Annotated in this window: 18 protein-coding genes; all 18 read left to right on the forward strand. The window is 45.1% G+C overall.

What is annotated here, in order from left to right; genetic code table 11:
- Positions 1-31: 31 nt before the first annotated feature.
- Positions 32-1,837 (forward strand): sensor histidine kinase, encoded by a 1,806-nt coding sequence (locus tag QFZ80_RS08365; RefSeq protein ID WP_307547489.1) that lies wholly within the window; start codon positions 32-34, stop codon positions 1,835-1,837.
- A complete protein-coding gene (locus QFZ80_RS08370; protein WP_307547486.1) occupies positions 1,830-3,437 on the forward strand; it encodes a response regulator transcription factor in 1,608 nt (535 codons plus the stop codon). The genes QFZ80_RS08365 and QFZ80_RS08370 overlap by 8 nt, the downstream gene beginning before the upstream one ends.
- An 88-nt stretch (positions 3,438-3,525) precedes the next feature.
- On the forward strand, positions 3,526-4,443 hold the full coding sequence (locus QFZ80_RS08375; RefSeq protein ID WP_307547485.1) for a carbohydrate ABC transporter permease: 918 nt from the start codon (positions 3,526-3,528) through the stop codon (positions 4,441-4,443).
- 4 nt (positions 4,444-4,447) lie between these two features.
- A complete protein-coding gene (locus QFZ80_RS08380) occupies positions 4,448-5,287 on the forward strand; it encodes a carbohydrate ABC transporter permease (RefSeq protein ID WP_307547483.1) in 840 nt (279 codons plus the stop codon).
- A gap of 112 nt (positions 5,288-5,399) precedes the next feature.
- A complete protein-coding gene (locus tag QFZ80_RS08385; RefSeq protein WP_307558346.1) occupies positions 5,400-6,734 on the forward strand; it encodes an ABC transporter substrate-binding protein in 1,335 nt (444 codons plus the stop codon).
- Positions 6,735-6,835: 101 nt separating this feature from the next.
- The gene (locus tag QFZ80_RS08390) at positions 6,836-8,488 is read left to right on the forward strand and encodes an MGH1-like glycoside hydrolase domain-containing protein (RefSeq protein ID WP_307558348.1); all 1,653 of its coding nucleotides are present in this window, start codon (positions 6,836-6,838) and stop codon (positions 8,486-8,488) included.
- 205 nt (positions 8,489-8,693) lie between these two features.
- Positions 8,694-9,551 carry a MurR/RpiR family transcriptional regulator gene (locus tag QFZ80_RS08395; RefSeq protein WP_307547478.1) on the forward strand — a complete coding sequence of 286 codons (858 nt, stop codon included), beginning with the start codon at positions 8,694-8,696 and terminating at the stop codon, positions 9,549-9,551.
- Entirely contained in the window at positions 9,544-10,566 is a 1,023-nt protein-coding gene (locus QFZ80_RS08400) for a serine hydrolase domain-containing protein (RefSeq protein WP_307547476.1), read from the forward strand. The genes QFZ80_RS08395 and QFZ80_RS08400 overlap by 8 nt, the downstream gene beginning before the upstream one ends.
- Positions 10,567-10,606: 40 nt before the next feature.
- The gene (locus tag QFZ80_RS08405; RefSeq protein ID WP_307558350.1) at positions 10,607-11,908 is read left to right on the forward strand and encodes an ABC transporter substrate-binding protein; all 1,302 of its coding nucleotides are present in this window, start codon (positions 10,607-10,609) and stop codon (positions 11,906-11,908) included.
- Between the two features lie 29 nt (positions 11,909-11,937).
- The gene (locus QFZ80_RS08410) at positions 11,938-12,864 is read left to right on the forward strand and encodes a carbohydrate ABC transporter permease (RefSeq protein ID WP_307547472.1); all 927 of its coding nucleotides are present in this window, start codon (positions 11,938-11,940) and stop codon (positions 12,862-12,864) included.
- A gap of 159 nt (positions 12,865-13,023) precedes the next feature.
- On the forward strand, positions 13,024-13,848 hold the full coding sequence (locus tag QFZ80_RS08415) for a carbohydrate ABC transporter permease (protein ID WP_307558352.1): 825 nt from the start codon (positions 13,024-13,026) through the stop codon (positions 13,846-13,848).
- Position 13,849: 1 nt separating this feature from the next.
- On the forward strand, positions 13,850-14,869 hold the full coding sequence (locus QFZ80_RS08420; protein WP_307558354.1) for an N-acetylglucosamine kinase: 1,020 nt from the start codon (positions 13,850-13,852) through the stop codon (positions 14,867-14,869).
- A gap of 39 nt (positions 14,870-14,908) precedes the next feature.
- Complete coding sequence (gene murQ, locus QFZ80_RS08425; RefSeq protein ID WP_307558357.1) at positions 14,909-15,820, forward strand: N-acetylmuramic acid 6-phosphate etherase; 912 nt, start codon at positions 14,909-14,911, stop codon at positions 15,818-15,820.
- Positions 15,821-16,170: 350 nt separating this feature from the next.
- Positions 16,171-17,994 carry a sensor histidine kinase gene (locus QFZ80_RS08430; RefSeq protein WP_307558359.1) on the forward strand — a complete coding sequence of 608 codons (1,824 nt, stop codon included), beginning with the start codon at positions 16,171-16,173 and terminating at the stop codon, positions 17,992-17,994.
- Positions 17,984-19,507 carry a response regulator transcription factor gene (locus tag QFZ80_RS08435; protein WP_307558361.1) on the forward strand — a complete coding sequence of 508 codons (1,524 nt, stop codon included), beginning with the start codon at positions 17,984-17,986 and terminating at the stop codon, positions 19,505-19,507. The genes QFZ80_RS08430 and QFZ80_RS08435 overlap by 11 nt, the downstream gene beginning before the upstream one ends.
- Before the next feature lie 174 nt (positions 19,508-19,681).
- Positions 19,682-21,151 carry an ABC transporter substrate-binding protein gene (locus QFZ80_RS08440; protein ID WP_307558363.1) on the forward strand — a complete coding sequence of 490 codons (1,470 nt, stop codon included), beginning with the start codon at positions 19,682-19,684 and terminating at the stop codon, positions 21,149-21,151.
- 78 nt (positions 21,152-21,229) lie between these two features.
- Positions 21,230-22,168, forward strand: coding sequence for an ABC transporter permease (locus QFZ80_RS08445; protein ID WP_171643243.1), 939 nt, complete (start codon positions 21,230-21,232; stop codon positions 22,166-22,168).
- Positions 22,169-22,197: 29 nt separating this feature from the next.
- Complete coding sequence (locus tag QFZ80_RS08450; protein WP_307547460.1) at positions 22,198-23,115, forward strand: carbohydrate ABC transporter permease; 918 nt, start codon at positions 22,198-22,200, stop codon at positions 23,113-23,115.
- Positions 23,116-23,145: the final 30 nt, after the last annotated feature.

The raw sequence follows: 23,145 nt of genomic DNA on the forward strand, positions 1-23,145 counted from the left end.
AGCGATGGTGAGCAGACTGAGGGGGGTTACGATGTTCTATTCGCTCAAAAACCGATTGATCGTTTTTTTTGTGGTTTTGTTGTTCGTTTCGTTCGGGACGATGTCCTATCTTTTTTTCACGGAGTCCCGCTCAATCATTCGCTCCTATATCGAGTCGTCAGCTTATGAAAAGATGGACGAATATGGGTCGTTCGTCAATATGGCGCTTATGCAAATTTACGATGTTTCCTCGATTGTGTTTAATAGCAGCACAACGAAAAATTGGGATACGGCGCTCTCTGATCTGGCTTTGCCCGCCGGTGAGAAGATGCTCGCGAACATTAATCTAAGTCAGTTTTTGACACAGACGACGAACAATTATTCGATCGTATCGTCGGTAACGGTGTATCGGCAAGAGGGGATGTGGATCTCCTCGGATAACCAGATCACCAATGATACATCGTTTAAGAGTGAGCGGTGGTATGATCATTTTAAAACAAGAGGAATCCAATGGGTATCCGCTCATCAAGACCCGATTGAGGTAAGACGCTCGAAACCATTTGACGTCCTGAGTTTATTGCTTCCTATCGGCACTTTTGAGCCCTCTCAATCCAAAAATATGATGAAAATCAATGTAAAATCCGAATTCTTTCTCGAACCGCTAAGTCGGATTCATCTTGGAGAGAAAGGTACCATATTCCTGTTGGATGGGCAGGGAGACTCAGTTCTAGGTCAACATGAATATGCTTCCTCCCATCCGGAGGCAGCGAAACAAATGGAGACGATCCGCACGAACCATCTCCAGAATGGGGTTGTCTATGTAAAGAATGAGCAGGGCACTAAAGACATTCTCGTCTATAAAAAGCTGAAGCTTAATAATTGGCTGCTGGTTGGGATCGTGCCTGAAGCTGATCTATACGGCAAGCTTTACAAGCTTCGAACGAGCATCCTGATCTTCGCATCGTTATTGCTTGTTGCAGCGATCGCTACAGCAATATGGCTTTCGCATGGGATTTCCAAACCGCTCTCTCGGCTCGCCTCCGCGATGCGTTATGTGCAAATGGGCGATTTCCACGCCGCTGAGAATCGGATTCCGGAAGAGGCAAAGGTTCGGAATGAAGTCGGCTATGTGACGACAACGTTCCGGAACATGGTGAGTCAGTTGCAGCACCATATTAAGACGGAATTTGAACTAAAGCTGTTGAGGCAGCAGGCTGAGTATAAAGCGTTATTCATGCAGATTAACCCTCATTTTCTATTTAACACCTTAGAGCTGCTGAGCAGTCTGGCGATGCAGCACCGCACACAAGATACTGTGAGAGTAATTGAATCTCTAGGGAAAATGATGCGCTTCTCATTGAAAATAAGTGACGACCTTATACCACTGGACGAGGAGCTGAAATATGTTCGCCATTATATGTCTATCTTACAAATCCGATTTGCCGACCGGCTTCATATTACGGTTGAGGAAGACCCAAATATGCGTCAATGCGCCATACCTAAATTCATTTTGCAGCCTTTAATTGAAAATGCCGTGAAGTACAGCTTTAGGGAACAAGCTGAGGCTAATGTAATTATACGGGTACGACATGAACATGACCGACTCATCCTTTCAGTTGCGGATAACGGTCCCGGGATCCCGGAGGAACTGGCACAGCAACTGAGATCGGAATCGTTAACCTCGCAGTTCGAGCAAATATTGAACAGTCGATCACAGCAGATCGGATTACGCAATGTTTTAGCCAGATGCCAACTTTATTATGGGCCGTTGTTTGCTTTTGAGATCGATTCCACAAAGGAGCAGGGGACCTATATAGCACTTATTTTGCCGCTGCAAGGAGGAACGATCGATGTATAGTGTACTCATAGTCGATGATGAACCCGAAATTCGGCAAGGGCTTAGACTCAAAATTGACTGGGAAAGTCTCGGGTTGTCCATCGTAGGGGAGGCGGGAAACGGGGCAGAGGCTGTAGCATGGTTGACGAATCATCCAGTTGACATTGTAATTACAGATATGAACATGCCCATGATGGATGGGGTATCCTTTTTGGAGGCATGCCATGAGCACTATCCTTCTTTAAGGCTGATCGTCATTACAGGCTATGAAGATTTTCATTATGCCAAGGCAGCTATTCGTACTCAGGCGAGGGATTATTTGCTGAAGCCAGTCACGCAAGATGAACTCAGAGAAGCTATGCTAAAGGTTATCTATGAGCTCGATGTGCAGCGAAATGAGCGCGATCAGCAAGTTATGATGGAGTGGCGGCTTTCGCAATATTATAAAGAAATGAAAGAGCATTTTATCGTTCATCTAGTTAAAGAGGAATTGGCACGGGAAGCAACGATTAGGGAGAAGGCTAAGTTGTTTCAATTGGATACCTGGGAGGAATGCCGTGTTTGTTTCCTTACAGCGGGATTCATGGAACGCACGGGTGACGCGGGGCGATTAGAGCGTTCACCGGACAAGCTGCGGCTGCCGTTTGAAATGGTTTGCAGGGAAGTTGCAGAGATCATCCCTGGTCAAATTCAAGTTTTCCGCGATGCGAACTATATCGGATTAATGCATTTTATAGCTGTGGCGTCGAATACAAACCTAGATCACTTGGTCGATACGCTTCGCATTGCCGTGACTGATCATTTGGGATATCAGCCAGTGATTAGCATCGGTAAGACGGTTATTGGGCTTAATCAGTGGAAGGATGGTTATTTGTCTTCACTTTTGGAGTGGAATTTGAAGGGCAATAAAGATGCACAAACCCTGAGCAATCTATCAACGCCAGAGGCTGTACTCTCAGAGGAAACGAATAAGGTCATGCAGCGTTACTTGGCTCGTGGAGAGCTTGCTGCTTTCGAACAGGCGATTCACAAAGAATTGAATGAAGCTTTCGCAGCATCGCAAGCCAGATTCGTTAAACTTATTTTTCAACTATATCTCATGTTGGACACGCTTGCCTATGCGGCTCGCATTACCTTGGATAACGGAGAACAGCTGTGGATTCGTCCCGAGCAGGTATGGGGGTTCGATACGGCAGCTAAAGCAAAGCAGTTTTTATATAACCTGGCACACAAAATTGTCAGCACCGGTAATGATCCTGTCGGAGATGAACTTTCCATGATACAAGCAGCTGAGCAATTCATTCATGATAACTATATGTACGATATTAATTTGACCATGTTGGCCGAACGCTTTAATTATAATTCTTCGTATTTCTCCGAAATGTTTAAAGCCAAAGCCGGAAAAACGTTCATTCAATACATCACAGATGTGCGTATGGCAAAAGCTGTACAGCTGCTTGAAGAAACGATGCTGAGCTTATGGGATATCGCTGAACTGACAGGCTTCTCGAATGCCAGCTACTTCAGTTCTAAGTTTAAACGCACGTATGGGATGCCGCCATCTGATTATCGTCTTCGCAAAGCATCTGAAAAAATTGATAATCAAGTGCCGAAGAAATAGCATTCAAAGGAGCGCCTATAATCCTTATGATGATCTTACAAGTGATGAATATTCATCACTATCGATCACGAAGGAGGAGGGCGCTCTCATGTCATCATTAGGTAAAACCGCCCTTTCGCGGCAAAATCGCACAGCCTATTTATTCCTATTGCCTTGGTTAGTTGGTTTTTTCTGCTTAACATTGGGGCCAATGCTGGGTTCGCTGTATCTATCCTTTACGAAATTTAATTTATTGAATGCCCCCAGGTGGCTAGGACTTGACAATTATGTGCAAATTTTTAACGAAGATGACTCCTTTTATCACTCAATGGGATTAACCTTTCAATACGCCCTATTATCTGTGCCCCTAAGACTTATTTTCGCATTAATAGTGGCCTTGGCGCTGAATAAAGGGATTCGTGCACTTGGGGTTTATCGGACGGTTTATTACATTCCCTCCTTGCTTGGGGGTAGCGTTGCGATCGCTATCGTTTGGAGGAAAATATTCGATGGGGATGGATTATTCAATCAATTCCTAAGTTGGTTTGGTATTCAAGGGCCATCTTGGGTGGCTCACCCGGACTACATTTTGTCCACAATCATCACTTTATCAGTATGGCAATTTGGATCGGCCATGGTCATCTTTCTCGCAGGTCTGAAGCAAGTGCCTGCTGATCTTTATGAAGCTTCGCAAGTGGACGGAGCTGGCAAGGTAAGGCAGTTTTTTCGAATAACGCTTCCGCTGCTATCCCCTGTTATTTTTTTCAACCTAGTGATGAGCATTATTAATTCATTCCAAGTTTTCACACCCGGTTATGTCATAGGAGATGGTCGTGGAGGACCGTTAAACTCCACTTTATTTTACACCTTGTATTTATATTTGAAAGGATTTTCCTTTTTCGATATGGGATACGCCTCTGCGCTTGCTTGGATTATGCTTGTTGTAATCGGTGTGCTAACGGCCATTGTATTTGTGACATCGAAGTATTGGGTATTCTATGGGGACGGCAAGGATGAAAGGGGATGAACAGATGAGTTTGAACACGAACTACACCAAACTGCTGAAGCATCTGTTGATTATCGCTTTTGGCTTGTTGATGCTCTATCCAGTCTTATGGCTGCTTAGCAGTTCCTTTAAGCCGAATCAATTGATATTCTCAGATACAAGTCTTTGGCCTAAGAAAGTGACATTTGACAATTATATGAACGGTTGGAAAGGGCTGCAGGGCACAACGTTTGGTCGTTTCTTCCTGAATTCAGCTCAAATCTCGGTTCTCTCCGTCCTAGGCAACATTATCACATGCTCCTTTGCCGCCTATGCGTTTGCACGGTTAGAATTTAGATTCAAAAAGCTTTGGTTTAGCCTAATGCTGGTCACTATTATGCTTCCGTACCATGTCACTTTAGTTCCTCAATACATTATTTATAACAAGATTGAATGGATCAACACGTATTTACCGTTGATCGTACCGAAATGGTTAGCGCACGATTCGTTTTTCATCTTACTCATGGTTCAGTTCATTCGAGGAATTCCGAAGGAATTGGACGAAAGCGCAACCATTGATGGCTGCGGGCAAGGCCAGATTTATTTTCGCATCATTATGCCTCTTCTTGTTCCTGCTTTAATCACAACCGCTATTTTCACGTTCATCTGGACATGGGACGATTTTTTCTCGCAAATGATTTACCTCAACAATATCAAGCTGTTTACCGTTCAGCTCGGAATTCGCTCGTTATTTGATCCATCCGGAGAATCCGATTGGGGAGCGCTGCTCGCAATGTCCGTTCTTTCGCTAGTTCCGATCATGACGATTTTCCTCTCATTCCAGAAGTACTTTCTTGAGGGAATTGCGACCACTGGACTTAAATAATCCGAAAAAATGATGAATCAACACCCGAAGAAATGACATTTTATTGGTTTTAAAAATGAATTACGATCAGTTTGAAAACGTTTACTATCATGTATTCAGGGGGAGATTTCATATGAAAAAACGCTTTGCGATAACAACACTTGCCATGCTGATGGCCGTTACAACGGCTTGTTCTTCAGGGACCGGCATTGGAAGCAGCTCTCCAAACGCAGCAGCTACAAGCGCAGCTAAAGAAACCTCAAAGGCAGAGCCAGTAGAGTTAAGAGTGATGTGGTGGGGTGACCAAAAGCGAGCAGATCGCACCAATGAGGCACTTCGCAAGTTCGAGGAGAAAAACCCGAATATCAAAATTGTCGGTGAATTTGCACCGAGTTCAGGTTATTTCGATAAGCTAAATACGCAGTTGGCTTCGGGTACTGCGCCAGATGCGTTTTTCCTCGGAGGGAACGTAGTCGATTATGCGAATAAAAACGTGCTGCTTGAACTGGATCCATTCATGGGGAAAGAGCTTGATTTAAACGATATGGACAAATCGATGATCCAATATGGCACGCTCAAAGGTAAACTGCTTCACATCTCTGCCGGAGCTAACGCACGTGGTATCGTCGTTAATACGGAGTTGTTCAAAAAAGCAGGCATTCCGGTTCCGCAAGATGGCTGGTCTTGGGAGGATTATGCACGAATCAGCAAAGAAGTTACGGATAAACTCGGTAAAGATGTTTTCGGGACATATAATTTTACGGTAGACGGTATGGATATTTACCTGAAACAAAGAGGCAAACAGCTCTACGATATGGATAACGCGAAGCTAGGCTTTGAACAGAAGGATGCGGAAGAGTGGTTCACTTTATGGGATACGATGACAAAAACAGGCGGGGTTGTAACACCAGCTTTGCAAGTATCCAATCCGCCTGCAGATACAAGTAAATCACTCGTTGTAACAGGCAAAGTAGCGATGAGCTTACTCGCCTCCAATCAACTGGGCGCTCATCAAAACCTGATCCCAGACAAGCTGGCACTTGTTCAACTGCCTCGCGGACCGAAAGGGACCGGCGTTGTTTTCGAATCGAGTCAAGGGTTATCGGGTTATGCGAAAACGAAGCATCCAAAGGAAGTTGCAATGCTCATGAACTATTGGATCAATGATCCGGATGCGGCGAAAATTCTTGGTAATGATCGTGGTGTTCCTGTGACTTCCAAAATGCGGGATCTTCTGAAGAAGGATGCCAATCCGGTTGAGCAGGTCATCTATGATTACACAAGCCGCGTTTCGGCAGCGACTAATAAAGAGCCGTTTGCGATCAGTTATAACCCTCCAGGCAATACGGAATATACGAAACTGATTGAAACAACTGTGCAGGAAATTGGCTTTGGTAAAAAAGATGTGAAAAAGGGCGCTGAGGATTTCTTTAACGGAACCGTAAAAATTTTCAACAATAACAAATAACGAAAGCCGCTTGTCGGAGAAATAGGCTGCCAATGGCAGTCTATTTCTTTTCAATTGGATGACATAAGACGTATTCCTAACTAGAGAGAAGAGGCGGATATATGAGAGAAGCATTGTTGAGCAAGCTGCGCGGGATTCGCACGGAGGAGCGGATTGGCACTTTAAAAAAGGAATCCGATGGCCCCGTTCTTGCGGAATGGAACCAATCGGGAGTGAAGTTTGCGGCATCTTCCGATAAATTGGAAACCGTGTACTACGAAGCTCTGCGTAAACTATTGGACTGTGTCGTACCGACGGGTGGAGAGAAGCCTATTTTGCATGAAGGGGGTATTTATCTAGGGTGTTGGCTGGAGAGCACAGGGACCATTAACGCTGAATTATTATCGCGTTTCATTCCTTCTGTTTCGCAATCGACTTATGAATTGTTTGCTGATTATCAGCGTGAAGATGGTCTAATGCCTTATAAACTCACGGAGTCGGGTCCTTCTTACAGACAAATTCAATTGGTGACGCCGCTTGCTAGAAGCGTATGGAATCATTATCAGTTGAATGGGCAGGATAGGACGTTTTTACGAAAAATGTATACAGCTATGCAGAAGTATGATGATTGGCTGCATACCTATCGCAATACGCGCGGAACGAATGGGGTGGAAGCCTTTTGCACATTTGATACGGGACATGATTTATCACCACGCTTTTGGCATGTTCCGGATACGCCCCATGGGAATGACGCAAGAATTTGTAATCCGGACTCTCCAATCTTACCATTCGTTGCGCCTGACTTAACGGCAAATGTCTACTGTCAGCGACTCTACCTAGCGAGAATTGCTGAAGAACTCGAGGAGAGTGGCGAGCCTTGGCGGGAAAAGGCGGAAATGAGCTTAAACAGCTTGTTCCAGTTTTGCTTTGTTGAGACGGATCAGTTCTTTTATGATCTGGATAAAAATGACGAGCATGTTCGTGTACAGTCCGATGTCCTTCTACGTGTGCTTGCATGTGAAGTGGGAGATCGAGCATTTTTTGATCAAGCTTTGCGCAAATATTTGTTGAATACGCGAAAGTTTTTCGCCAAATATCCATTTACGTCGATCGCTATGGATGATCCAAGGTTTGACCCTTTCTCCAGTTATAACAGCTGGGCAGGGCCGTCCAATTGCCTTAGCTTGATCCGTGCGCCGCATGCTTTTGAGCATCATGGAAGGTTTGTAGAACTCACCTATGTGTTATATCCGTTAATGGCTGCATTTCATAAAATGACACGCTTCGCTCAAGCGCTAAGTCCATGGACAGGTGAGGAGGGTTTCACGGAGACTTATTCACCAGCGATTTTGTGTATGTTGGACTATATTGAACGATTGAGTGGTATCATGCCTAGACCGGAAGATGAACTTTGGTTTACAGGACTGCTGCCTTATGCAGTTGATCACGGGGAAGTGATTGCGGATGGGACTGCATACAGTCGGATTATAAATGGTGTTACATTTGAGCTGGTTAATACACGGGATGAATCGGTTGTTTATCGAGACGGTGTGGTCACTCTACTATTTCCAAATGGCTTAAGAGCCGTGACCGACCGTCAAGGAAAATTGAAGTCGCTTATCGGTATGACGGTTCGAACGGTAGAAGGAGTTATCTCGTATGAAGGGCACGAATGGCATGTTGCTGTGAAAGGAAATGAACGAATCGATTTGGTAAACGGTTTTGAGTTGATAAAGCATGCAGCCGATCTAGGTGTTATTGCACCAACTTATTAATACACAGCGCCACGCAAAGATAAGATCAAGCTCTCAATCAAATGAGACCTGATCTTTTTTTAGTTATAAGCTTAATTGATATCGATCCAAACCTATGCAAAGAGTGAAATATTATTTCAAAAATATATAGACAAAATGAAATAAAACTCTATAATAAGGGTATGCAAGTTCAAAGTTACACATGAAACCGTAGAGGGTGACTCCTATGTTAAAAGGTGGATTAGTAAGTATAGAAGCGGCTATGGGGAGCTTAAAGCCTATGGAGCGCAGGGCTGCACAATATATAATGGGGCATCCGGAACAGGTAGTCAGTCTTTCCGTTCAGAAGCTGGCAGAGTTTGCTGGCGTAAGTGAAGCAACGATTGTTAGGCTTTCACGCTCCCTTCACTGCAAAGGATTTCAAGAGTTGAAGCTTAGAATCGCTGGTGATTTAACACAATCATCGCTACCTACAGAATCGTATCAAGAAATCCGTACCGACGGATCGATCGTAGATCTCATTAAATCAGTATCCAATAACAATATTGTTTCTATTCAAGATACTTTGACGGTGCTCTCTCCGGAAAGTGTGGAAAAAGCCATTAATTCGCTGAGCAGCGCAAGAAAAGTCGGCGTGTTCGGCGTAGGTGCATCGGCAGTTATCGCGAAGGATTTCATGCAAAAGCTAACGCGTATTAATCGTTGGTGTGAAATCGGCACCGGGTTTGATGCTCAAGCAACCATTGCAGCCAATCTAATTCCTGGTGACGTTGTCTTCGGAATTTCCTATTCAGGCCAAACCGAAGACATGATTCGTGCACTGGCCGTCGCTAAGAATAATGGTGCCTCGGTCATTACGCTGACCCGATTCGGAGCCAATCCGGTATCGGATCTTGCAGATATACAGTTGTTTATAAGTACCTTAGAAAAGAGTATCCGCAGCGGGGCGATGGCCTCAAGGATTTCTCAACTGAATGTAATCGATATTTTGTACGCCGGAATTGCTGGCCGACATTATGAGGAAAGCATCAAATCTCTGGAAAAGACGCGACAAGCCGTCATGGTGGGGAAACGCAATGGATAAAGTGGATCGCTTAGTGGAAGGATGGGTGCGCGATGGGCTCTTGCCCGGCGCTGTGCTCGATATTACTGTAACGAACCGATTTCGATTCCAAAAATCATACGGGTTATACTCAGACGGCACAAGGGAGCTTCCGATCCAGCTGAACACCATGTTCGACATCGCATCCCTTACGAAGATTACCGTAACGCTTCCATCGATTCTCGTTCTAGTGGCACAAGGGAAGCTGTCGCTGGATAGCTCCGTGCAGGCTTACTTGCCTGCATTCCGACATCCGCAAATCACACTGCGTCATCTATTGATGCATGCGTCTGGGCTGCCGCCGGATTTACCTTATCTTCCGCGCAAAGCAGCAAGGCCAAGTCTCATCGAGGAAATTCTCGCGCAAGAGCTTTTATTTCAGCCAGGTAAGGACAAGCTGTATAGTGATCTCGGTATGATCCTCCTTGGGATCATTGTAGAACGTGTGTCTGGCGAGCCGCTGGATCGCTTTGTTAAGCAGCATATATTCGATCCACTTGATATGCGGCATGCGATATTTAACCCAAGCTCCGAACTTCAAGATCGCATTGCTGCAACCGAACTGGTAGATGGAGCTTATATCATCGGCGAAGTTCACGATGAGAAGAGCTACCACCTTGGCGGTGTTACCGGCAGCGCGGGATTATTCGCAACAGCGGACGACCTTGCACGCTATGCGGCATGGTGGTTGCAGCCGGAACAGTGGGGTATCGTTCCGCCATCGCTGATGCGAGAAACCACGGCGGCTCCCGCACGTGGCCGCGGACTTGGCTGGGAGGTCAAGCATGATCCAGCAAACGTTCCGAGCTGCGGAGAAAGCTGGCCTGCGGGTAGTTTCGGTCATACAGGTTTTACTGGAACGAGCTTGTGGATTGAGCCCGAACATGGCATCAGTGTCGTATTTCTTACCAATGCGGTTCACTTGGGTCGAGATAACAAGATCCGGGAGCTGCGTCCAATTTTACATGAAGCGGTTTTGTCCTCATATCAATCTTGAGGTTTAACATATAAGTAAACATTAAAGGGAGGCTTTCTAAATGAAACGTTTATTCAGTGGGGCATTATTAACTATGGTCGCTGCTTCTTCCATGCTTGTCGCTTGCAGCAACAATTCCGCAACTCCTAGCACGACTCCTGGTGGAGCAAATACGGCACCAACGGCAGCACCTCAGGAAAAAGTGAAGTTGACAATGGGCAGCTGGCGTACGGAAGATGCGGAAGCTTACACTAAAATCATAGCTGAATTTAAGAAAAACAACCCGAACATTGATATCGAATTCAAGCCGATTAAAAATACGGAATACAACACAGCCCTAAACACAGGTCTGCAAAGTGGAAATGGCCCTGATATTATTCATCTTCGTCCTTATGCTGCAGGTGCTGCTTTGGCAGATGCAGGTTACTTAGAGCCGCTAACAAGCGTCAAAGGAATGGATGTATTCTCGAAGGACACTTTGCTGGCCGCTACAGGAACAGATGGTAAAGTTTACGGCGTACCGACTGTATTCAGTTCGACGCAAGTTTTTTACAACAAGAAAATCTTCCAAAAATATAATCTGACAGAACCAAAAACGTGGGATGAGCTGTTGAAAACGGCGGATACTTTGAAGAGCAATAAAGTAACTCCTTTTGCTTTCGGTTCTAAGGAAGGTTGGATTCTTTCCCTGACCCAAGGTACACTCGCACCTTCCGTCTACGGTACAGATTTCATTAAGAAGATACTTGCCGGAGAAGCGAATTTCAAAAGCCCGGAATATGTAAGTTCGATTAAAATGCTCAAAGATATGACCCCGTACTTCCCAGATAATTATGTAGGGATTGGTATGGACGATATGAGAAACATGTTTGTTTCCGAGCAAGCAGCTATGATGGTCATGGGTGATTGGGAATATGCCGTCATGAAGAAAACGAATCCAGATCTGCAAATGGATGTATTCCCTGTTCCTCCGATGAAGGCAGATGGCAAAGCAACGGTTACGACTTGGGTAGACGGCTCTTTTTCAGTGAATGCGAAATCTGCTCATAAGGCGGAAGCTCTGAAATTTATGGAGTTCTTGACAACGAAAGAGTTCGGCGCGCTTGCTGTAAATGAACTGCAAAAACCAAGCACTATCCCAGGTGTAGCGGCGAATGACCCGCTTGTAGCCAAAATTGCTAAAAATGCAGATACGATTTCTACACCTTACGCTTCCGTTGTCTATTTCAATGCAGGCAACCCTACGACCAAATCTACTTTAGAAAACTCAATTCAAGGCATGTATTTGAACAAATTGACTCCAGAGCAAGTGACGGAAGAAGTTCAAAAGAGCGCAGATACATGGTTCAAGCCTAAGAAATAAATCAGTTTTAAAAAGAGGGGTGGGAGCACATGAATAACTTTGCAAAATCAACTTGGTGGAAAAAGGGAGCAGTTCATCTGTTCCCGGTTCCTGCCCTTGCAGTTTACATTCTCTTCGTGATCTATCCGATCCTTTCGGCTTTCGGTTACAGTTTTTATGACTGGAAAGGTCACACCCGCGGGGAGTTTGTGGGGCTAGGCAACTTTGTAAGCCTGTTTACTAAAGAACCGTTCAACCATTTATTTTGGAATGCGTTCGGTCACAATCTTTATTATTTTGCTGTTGAGATGGCTGTTCAGAACGTGATTGCGTTTGTGCTTGCCTATCTTGTTTATAGCAAACTTAAGGGTTCGAACTTTCTGAAAATGGCTTACTTTTTACCAAGGCTGCTTTCTGTCATCGTCGTAGGCTTTTTGTGGAAACTCATGTTGAACCCGAACAACGGTATTGTCAATGTGCTGCTCAAAAAGATTGGTCTTGTTTCGTGGGCTAAGCCTTGGCTCGGTGATCCGACTTATGCGTTAACATCAATTACACTGGTCAATAGTTGGTTTGGCATAGGTTTCTCCATGTTGATTTTTCTCGCTGGTCTGCACGCTATTTCGACAGAAGTCATTGAAGCGGCGCGGCTGGACGGAGTAAAAGGTTTACGCTTGATCCGTTCCATTATCCTGCCGATGATGAGTCAGTCATTAATCATCATTACGGTGTTTACGTTTATTCATGCTTTCGAAGCGTTCGAACTCATCTATGCCATGGAAGGTTCGCAAGGGGAACCTTACAACTCCACCGACACGCTTGCTGTGTTCTTTTATCGGATTGCGTTTGGCGGCTCATCTGGCGGCGATTCGGTCGCATTAGGCCTGGGATCGGCACTGGCAGTGGTACTATTTTTCATTATCGCAACGATTTCCGCTTTGTTCCTGTACTTTACTAGGAACCAATCGGCTCAGTGATAATGAGAGACTTTGAACTACGTCCAAAGATCCCAGAGCGGAGAGACTTTGAACTACGTCCAAAGATCCCAGAGCGGAGAGACTTTGAACTACGTCCAAAGATCCCAGAGCGGAGAGACTTTGAACTACGTCCAAAGATCCCTATATTAGGAGGCACACATGAAAACCAACAAATCCGTTCGGGGGCTCCAATACGTTGCGGCGTACTTTGGTGCACTGGTCAGTTTGTATCCGATCTTTCTGATGCTGACCTCCTCTTTCAAGACGAATATCCAGATTTTGAAAAACCCGATGTCGCTTCCGACTTCTATATCGTTTACGGCATATAGTAAGCTAATCCATCAAATTCCGTTCGGAACTTATTTTTGGAACAGTGTCGTGGTCAGTGTTGTTTCCGTAGCTTTCATTCTGCTGTTTGGCGTATTGGCGTCATTTTATATCGCAAGATATCCGTTCCGTTGGAATGGTGCGCTGTTCTTCTTTTTCCTCTTAGGCATGATGATTCCAATTAAGCTTGGGATCGTACCATTATTCCTATTAATGAAGAAGCTATCTCTTTTGGATAGCGTTTGGTCTCTTGTCAGCGTGTATACAGCGATTGGATTGCCGCTTGCTGTCTTGATCTTAACTGGTTTTTTTAGGACGCTGCCTAAGGAGCTAGAAGAAGCAGCGCGTATCGATGGTGCTTCGGATTTCGGTGTCATGTGGAACGTTTTGCTGCCGCTTATTCGCCCTGCACTGGGAACGGTTATGATTATGAATTTTATTATGGCGTGGAACGATTTCTTTTTCCCGCTGATTTTTATCCAAGATGATATGAAAAAGACGATACCGGTTGGCATGCTGTCGCTGTTCGGACAGTACTCAACGGATTTAAGTATGCTATTCGCCGGGCTCACGTTGGCTTCAGTGCCAATGATTATCATGTTTTTCCTAGCGTCTAAACAGTTTATGGAAGGCATGACGGCAGGAGCGGTGAAATAATATGGCTGAAACTAGATATATTGGAATTGACGGCGGAGGGACCAAAACGGTAAGTATTCTCGGCGATGCGGAAGGTAACATTTTGGCTGAAAGCCGCGGAGAATCCAGCAGCGTGAAGTCCCGTCCATGGGAAGATGTTCAGCGAGTTCTGCTCACACTCATCCAAGACGTAATAGATCAATCAGGTACGGAGATGTCCCAGTTAGGTGGGATCTTCCTTGGGCTGGCTGGGAGTGACCGTCCCGAAGACCGGAAACGGATCAGTGACTGGCTGCAAACCGAATTGCCGGAAGGTGTTCCGATCACCGTGCACAATGACGCAGTGACTGCTTTGGCCGCTGGTACTTGGGGACAGAAGGGGATTGCGCTCATTTCAGGCACGGGCTCGATCGCATATGGATTCGATCCGGCGACGGGCGAATTTGTAAGAGTCGGAGGCTGGGGTTATTTACTCGGTGATGAAGGAAGCGGGTTTGATCTTGGGCGGAAAGCGCTAGTGGCCGTTATGCGGGCGTATGACGGCCGAGGGGAGCCTACAGCTTTAACAGGATTAGTGCTTGAACGTTGGTCCTTACAGCATCCTGGGCAATTGATCAACACCATTTATGGCCAGGATAATGTACGGACCGCGATTGCGGATGGATCTAAGCTCGTCATGCGGGCTGCAGCAGATGGGGATCCGATTGCTGTTAAGCTCGTGGAAGAAGCAATTCAGGAGTTAGAAGAGCTCGTAAAGACTGTTATAACTTCCATGGAGAAACAACAGACGATTGAGGTAAGCGATAGCCCTCACTTAGCTAAGAATACAATTCCTCTTGTGATAACAGGTGGCTTATTTTCAGATCAAATGTTCGAGCATCGCTTTATGCAAACACCGTTGATGCTGTCCGGCATGTTTGATGTCCGGCTGCTCGAACGCCCACCAGTGATTGGAGCCTATCTTCTTGCCTTGCAGGAACGGGGCTTCGAGTTAACGGAAGTAAGGAAACAACGGATAGCAGCGTTTGTCTTTCGTAAATAGAGGCAATGTAACGCATCCATAAAAAGGAGGCAAGGTAACGTGGTACAACAAGTTAATCAAACGGTTACCGAGCAGAGAAATGCAAAGTCAAGTCACCTTGACCGACTGACTGTTCGGGAGATCGTGACGCTAATGAATGAAGAAGACCAAACGGTAGCTCTCTCCGTAAACGGAGCTATACCTCAAATCTCTGATGCAACTGAAGCGGTGGTCGAAGCGATGACTCGCGGCGGCCGACTTTTCTACATTGGAGCTGGAACCAGTGGCCGTCTCGGCGTTCTAGATGCATCCGAATGCCCGCCTACGTTCGGTGTTGAGCCGGAGCTTGTGAACGGTATTATTGCTGGAGGAGAAATAGCCATTCGTTCAGCTGTAGAGAATGCTGAAGATGATGAAGAAGCTGGTACACGTGCGATAGCAGATGTTGCACGAGCAGGTGATGTGGTCATCGGTATTACAGCAAGCGGAACTGCTCCCTATGTGATCGGCGCCATACGAGAGGCTAACCGGTTGGGTCTATTGACGATCGGCATTAGCTGTAACCAAGATACGCAGCTAAGTGCAGTTGTGAAATATCCGATCGAGGTGCCCGTCGGACCTGAGATTATTACGGGGTCGACAAGGTTAAAGGCGGGAACGGCGCAAAAAATGGTTCTCAACATGATCTCCACGACCGTGATGATTCAGATGGGTAAAGTTTATGGTAATCTGATGGTAAATGTGCAGGCGACGAATAAGAAGCTTAGGGATCGTACCGTGCGGATTATTCAAGAGGCGACTGGCGCTAATGAAGAAACAGCCCGCCGCGTCGGAATGGAAGCTAAAGGAGACGCAAGAGTCGCGATTCTGATGCTGATGTTCAACGTAAGCCGTGAGAAAGCTTTGGATGCGCTTGTACAAGTAAATGATCATTTCGGTAATGCTGTAAAGCAGCTCGAACAAGCTCAATAAGAAATCATTCTATTTAAACCTTATATGCCTAGCTGATAGTACTCAGTTTAGGCATTTTTATTTTGTGTGGAGAATTAAGGAAATTATGAAAGGTGCCGATCTATGGATATGTTTGGGTTTTACGTCCTGAGAAGGCAGAAAAGGCCGTCTCAGAGGCTCGAATGCAGCGAAAGAGGTGCGAGACGTCAGAAAAGGACCTCTCAGCTGCTAAGAGCAGGCGAGTTAGTGGGTTTATATGCTACAAGAGGTTATGTTGATTTTAGGATGTTAACGCATAACCGGATGCGAATTCATGTGCGATCTCTGATATGCTATAATGTACCCGATTAACAGCAGGAGTTGATGGCAGAATGGGGTTACGCAAGCTGTACCGAAATTACTTGAAAAATAACTTATTTATGAAGCTGCTTCTGCTATTCTCCTTGATAACTGTCATTACGATTATTTCGTTTTCTTATTTCATGTATCATTCGATGTCGCAAGCGGCGATTAATCGTGAGCTGGATATACAGAAGAAGGCAATGACGAACGTGAACAATTATTTGGGGGGGAAATACGATTCAGCGCAGTCTATCGTGTTCGGCTTATATCGGGATAGTTCGCTTGCCGCGGGCATCTCTTTCATGCTGCAGCACCCGTTCCAAGAGTATGTACAGCATGGTCTGGAGCAATACAATTTAGGCGGCAACAGCACGTGGAATGCCGGCCTGCAATATTTTAAAAATCGGGTGGAAGATGACCAAGATATTCGCAGTCTGATGCTGTACAGCGTGGATCAACAGACCTTATACGTGCTAGATCATAACCGGCAATTGAAGATCGTTCCTACGAATGCAGCCCACTCCTACATTCCTGAAGTCATGGCGCTTGATACCAAGAGCGTTACCTTGCCGAATATATGGGTTCGTGAAGCCGCAGGTCAATGGGATAACCATCTGTACTCGATTAGGACACCCATCAACGACAAGCAAACCTTGAAAAATATAGGGCAACAGGTCGTGTACTTCAGCTCAGACGGCATTTGGAAGATTCTGACCAATGATAAGGAAGATTTAAAGGGGACGATTCTCGTTCTATCACCGGATGGAGGCGTCCTATTTGATTCTTCGGATCAGTATTATGGCGAACCCTATCCTTTCATGAATCAGGTTAATTCGTTATACGAGAATAGCGGCTCGAATCAAAGTGGATATGTGACGAAGCTGACGCAGAGTAAAGGGGACTTTATTGTCGTTGGTATCATTCCGAAGAATGAACTTGAAGCATCCTCAAGGCGAATTGGAAGCACGATCTTTATGATTAGCGCGATATGTATTTTTTTCGCCATTCTGATTCCTTCTCTGGTTGTACTGAATGTCTCTAAACGCACCAACCAGATCATTCGCTTTACACGGAAGGTTAAACAAGGCGATCTGAATGCACGAATTCCGGATGAGCGAGAGGACGAGCTGGGACAAATTTCTCGCAGCTTTAATGAAATGATTGAAGAGTTGAATCAATATATCGATAGGGTGTATAAGGCGGATATTAAGCAGAAGCATACAGAGTTAACGGCTCTGCAAGCTCGCGTCAATCCTCATTTTTTATACAATACACTAGAAGTCATTCGGATGCGGGCAATCTCTCATGGGGCGCATGACGTTGGTGAAATGATTTACAGCTTATCGGCATTATTCCGAAGCCTGGTACAGCAGAAAAAGATATACACCCTGAAGGATGAGCTGGAAGCCTGTCGCTTATACCTAGAGCTGTTCCAAATTCGCTATAAGGACAAGTTCACGTATTCGATCGAGTGGGATCGGAAGCTGGCACCTACACGTGTAATGAAAATGTCACTGCAGCCTGTAATTGAGAATTACATCGTACATGGCTTGCGAAGCGAATGCACCGACAATGAGCTTCATATTCGTGTGAAACAAACGGATGAGTTTCTTCATGCGCAAGTGGAAGACAACGGGAACGGCATTACGCCTGAGCGTTTGAGCGAGCTGGAGTCATTCTTACAAGCAGAGGAAACCGAAGGGGAATCCTTCGGCCTGCGGAGCATCAATCAACGCCTCAAGCTGCTCTACGGCAGCAAGTTTGGCGTAAAATTATTTAGTGAACCTGGCAAAGGAACGGTAGTCGACATATGGCTGCCTATGGACGACGGAAAAGAGGTTTATGATGTTTAGGGTTTTTCTTGTGGATGACGAGCCTTTCATTATCGAAGGGTTGTATGACATTATTGATTGGGCCGAAGCAGGGTTGGAAATTGTCGGACATGCCAGCAATGGGCAGAGGGCTTTGGATGCCCTGAAGGAAACATCGGTGGATATATTGTTGACGGATATTTCCATGCCGGTGATGACCGGTTTGGATCTGATTCGCCATGCCCGAATGGTTCATCCCAATTTGAAAGTCATCGTGCTCAGCGGTTTCGATGAGTTTACCTATTTAAAAGAGGGCATGCAGCTCGGCATCGAAAATTACCTGCTGAAGCCTATCAACATTCAAGAGCTGAAGGCAACGCTTCACAACACTGTCGAGAAGCTGAATACGTTCGAAGAGACACGACAGGTTCAGGCCTATAGCAAACAAATATTGAAAGATAACACCCTTCATCGTTGGTTAACCCATCAGATTGCGCCTTTGGAATTCTACGAACGCGCGGACCTTCTAGGCATGAATCTCGATCGTGCCTACATGATAGCTTCTGTACTCCGAGCGACATCTGATGCTGCCGAGATTTTCGAGTTTATCTCCGATCGGGTGCAATCCTATGATTGGATCACGTCATTCTTCGATATGGATGGCGATATCGTTCTGCTTGCAGCTATGGATGATGCCGACCGCGGCAGAACGGATTTGACCGCTCTGCTTCAGCAGCTTCAGGCTGATCTTCAAGATCGTCCTCTCCGCATATCTATCGGCAGTGTAGAGCTTCTGCCTGAACAAGCTGGACAAAGCTATGCGGCCGCGAAGAAAGCGCAGGAGTATTTCTGGGTATATCCGGAATTGAACATGATTGATTATACGGACCTTGCGATGAAGCAAGACAATCGAAAGGTTGATTTCTCCATCATTGACTGGCCGGTCTACGCGAAACTAATTATTGCCAAAGATCAAGAAAATTTGCGCGAGCAAATTCAAAGCGACTTCAAACAAATTCGAGCGATTCCGGGTATTACGCCGCACGATTTTCAGAATATCGCATTTGAGATGATCATTCATTTCAAGCTGGAGATCAAAGCGATTCGCCATACCGAGGAACTAGATGTCTATAATCACGCTTTTCACCAAATCAGGAGCGCAGTTACGTTGGAAGAGCTGGAAACGGCCATCCTCGAAATTGCCCATACGACTATCGGTTTCTTAATTTCAGACGTTCGAAGTCCGATTGTGCAGCAGGTTTTAAAATATATCCATCAGTCCTATGCGGAAGAGCTATCGCTCAAAATGCTGGGGGCGCACTATCATATTCACCCCGTTTACTTGGGTCAATTGTTCCATAAGGAGATTAATGAGACTTTTACGGAATATATCAATCGCTACCGTATAGAGAAAGCAAAGGAACTGTTAAAGACAACGAATTTGAAGGTTCATGTTATTGCCAATGACGTGGGCTATTCGGAATTAGGTTACTTTTATAAACAATTTAAAAAGTATGTGGGAATCTCCCCAACGGATTACAGAGGATTGCTCTAGGGAAAACTGAGGAGCAGTCCTTTTTTTTGCCAGAAAGGATAAATAGCTGCTTTTTTCTTAACTTTAGACAGGGTTCATTTAGTTTATCGTCTATTTGTAACTGCTTTCATGCGGTACTGTAAAGGTAGCCCCACGGGGCGTAAACAATAGAGCATTTAACAGGGAGGATACAAAATGAGAAAACGTTTGGTCACCACACTAGGATTGACGCTAGCAGTTTCAATGGCGCTTAGCGCGTGCGGCAGCAAAGAAGCCGGCGGTGCGAAAGGGAATGAAACGACAAATAAACCGGTAGAGTTAATCTGGTACACAATCGGAACGCCGCAAAAAGACGTGGATCGCGTTATGGCTGAGGTTAGTAAATATACCGCGGAAAAAATCGGTGTTACCGTTAAAATGAACATGGCAGACTGGGGCGACTATGCACAAAAAATGCAAGTCATGACAGCATCCGGCACACCAATGGACATTATGTTTACGTCTTCATGGGCTTTTGATTACGTGCAAAACGTGCGCAAAGGTGCGTTTAAGCCAATTGACGAGCTTCTTCAAAAAAATGGACAAGGCATCGTGAAAGCATTAGATCCTGCTTTTCTTAACGGCTCCAAAGTGGACGGGCACAATTACGGCGTACCTGCCAATAAAGAGCTGCCAGCTCAAGACGTATGGCGTTTCAACAAAAACCTGGCCGACAAATACAACCTTAGCTTAGATAATGTGAACACGCTTGAAAGCTTGGAGCCACTGCTCAAAACAATCAAAGAAAAAGAACCGAACATTTACGGATTAGCCGTTGATAAAAATTACATGCCATATGTGCCTTATGATTACATTATTGAGAAAATGCCGATGGCCGTGAAAGTAGAGAATTCGGATTTCAAAGTGGTTAACATTTTTGACACTCCGGAAATGAAGCAAGCGCTTAAAACCATGAACAAATACTACAAAGCGGGATATGTTCCAACGGAAGCATCGACACTTTCCTCGCTTAATGATGTTCAAGTAACTGGCAAATGGTTCGCGGATAAAGCGACGAATCAGCCATTTGCGGACAACCTTTGGTCAGCTAGCTATGGCTATCCGGTTGTTTCCAAGGCAGCAAGCCCTGCTTTGATTTACAACTGGTCCGTTATGGGCTCCATGCAGGCAATCTCGGCTAATTCCAAATATCCGGAAAAAGCTATGGAATTCCTGAACTTGCTGAATACGGATCCTGTACTTCGTAATTTGGTCGATTCCGGTATTGAAGGCGTTCACTACAAAAAAGTTGATAACGACAAAATGGAAAATTTACCAGAATCCAAAAATTACGATATGCCGACTTTCTCACTTGGAAACGTTCTGCTGACGTATAAAGATGTCAAAGATCCTGCGAACAAATGGGAAGAGTTCAAGAAGTTTAATGATACAGGTGTACCTGCACCTCTGCTTGGCTTCAACTTCGATCCATCCAAGGTGATTAACGAAATCGCGGCGGTTCAAAACGTAAAAGAAGAATTCTGGGCAACTTTAATGACAGGTACAGTAGATCCGGATAAATACATTCCGCTAGCCAACGAAAAATTCAAAAAGGCTGGATTGGATAAAATCATGGCGGAAGCGCAAAGCCAGATTGATGCTTGGAAAGCAGCTAACAAGAAATAATTTCAGCATAGTTGATTAGGCGAATGTTCAACATTCGCCTGATCTTTTTACTACAATGTGATCTTGAGGGGTGATTTTATGAAGGGAATAGGAGCATTTTTTAAAGATGTTAAACAAAGTAGAGTTCTGCTGCTCATGGCATTGCCGGCGACGCTTTGGTTCCTGTTCTTCTCTTATTTGCCGATGGCCGGCATGGTGATTGCTTTTAAGCAGTACCGCTATAGCCGCGACGGTTTTTGGGCAAGTATTATGGAAAGCAAATGGGTAGGACTGCAAAATTTCAAATTTTTATTCAGCACCAATGACGCCTATATTATTACGCGGAATACGCTGCTCTACAACATTGTCTTCATTATTGCAGGACTTGTACTATCCGTGGGGTTAGCCATTGTATTATCGGAAATCGTGAATAAAAAACTGGCGAAGCTTTATCAAACAGGGATGTTCTTGCCTTACTTCCTATCATGGGTAATCGTCGGTTACTTCGTGTTCAGTTTTCTTAGTGTAGATAAAGGCATGCTGAATCACATTCTCTCCGGGTTTGGAATCGATCCGATCCATTGGTATAACGACAAGACGTATTGGCCTCTTATTATCATTTTTGTTTACCTGTGGAAATCGGTCGGTTATAGCAGTGTTGTGTACTTAGCCGCGATCATGGGGATCGACAAATCGCTGTATGAAGCCGCTATGATTGACGGAGCGAGCAAATGGCAGCAAATTAAACACATTACCTTCCCTATGCTGAAGCCGCTCATGACAATTCTGACATTGCTGGCAATCGGACGCATTTTCTATGCAGACTTCGGATTGTTCCTGCAAGTGCCAAGAGATTCAGGAACGCTGTATTCAGTGACGAATGTTATTGATACGTATGTATATCGTGGTCTTAAATCTACAGGAGAAATCGGTATGAGTACGGCAGCCGGTCTATATCAATCGGTTATCGGGTTCATTCTAGTTATGACTTCGAACTACATCGTTAGAAAATTCGATAAGGACAATGCGTTGTTCTAAACTATTTTCATGGAAAGGAGGACATTCAAATGATTGCTAAACCAATGAAAAGCCGTGACTTTCATACATTGCCGCCTGCTTTGAATATACTCTTTAATCTTGTCGCGGGCCTCTTTGCGCTCGCTTGTATCTTTCCGTTTTTGTTTGTAACGATCATTTCATTTACGGATGAGAAGACGTTAAGTGCGAACGGATACCGCATTATTCCGGAAAAATGGAGCCTCGATGCCTATCGTTATCTCTTCAAAGCGGGTGATCAGCTGCTGCTTTCCTATGGAGTTACCATTCTTGTAACTGTGGTAGGGACGCTTGTAAGCTTACTTATAACAGCAACGTTTGCCTATGCGATTTCACGTAAAAGCTTTAAATTCCGCAATTTCTTCGGTTTTTTTGCTTTCTTCACGATGCTGTTTAACGGTGGACTTGTACCGACATATATCGTTGTTACACAACTAATGGGACTTAAAGATTCGATTTGGGCCTTGATTTTACCGCTGGCAGGAAATGCATTTTATATTATGATTATGCGTACTTTCTTCATCACATCTGTTCCTGACGCCATTATTGAATCTGGGAAAATCGACGGGGCCGGCGAATTTGGGATTTTCGTCAAACTGGTGCTGCCGCTCTCGCTTCCGGGATTGGCCACTATAGGTTTGTTCAGTACTCTGGGATACTGGAACGATTGGTTTAATGCACTGCTCTATATCGATACGCCGAATCTGGTGCCTTTGCAATCGATGCTGATGCGGATTGAGAACAGCATGCAGTTCCTGCTCCAGAACACAAGCAACCCTTCTATTGGCGTGAGCTTACTTCAGTCGCTGCCGCAAGATACGTCCCGTATGGCGATGGTTGTTCTTGCAACCGGGCCGATTATTTTTGCTTATCCATTCTTCCAGCGGTACTTTATCCAAGGCTTGACGATTGGTGCCGTGAAAGAGTAACGTATTCGTACATTCTTCGATACTAGAAAA

The organism is Paenibacillus sp. V4I7, assembly GCF_030817275.1.
Lineage (GTDB): Bacteria > Bacillota > Bacilli > Paenibacillales > NBRC-103111 > Paenibacillus_E.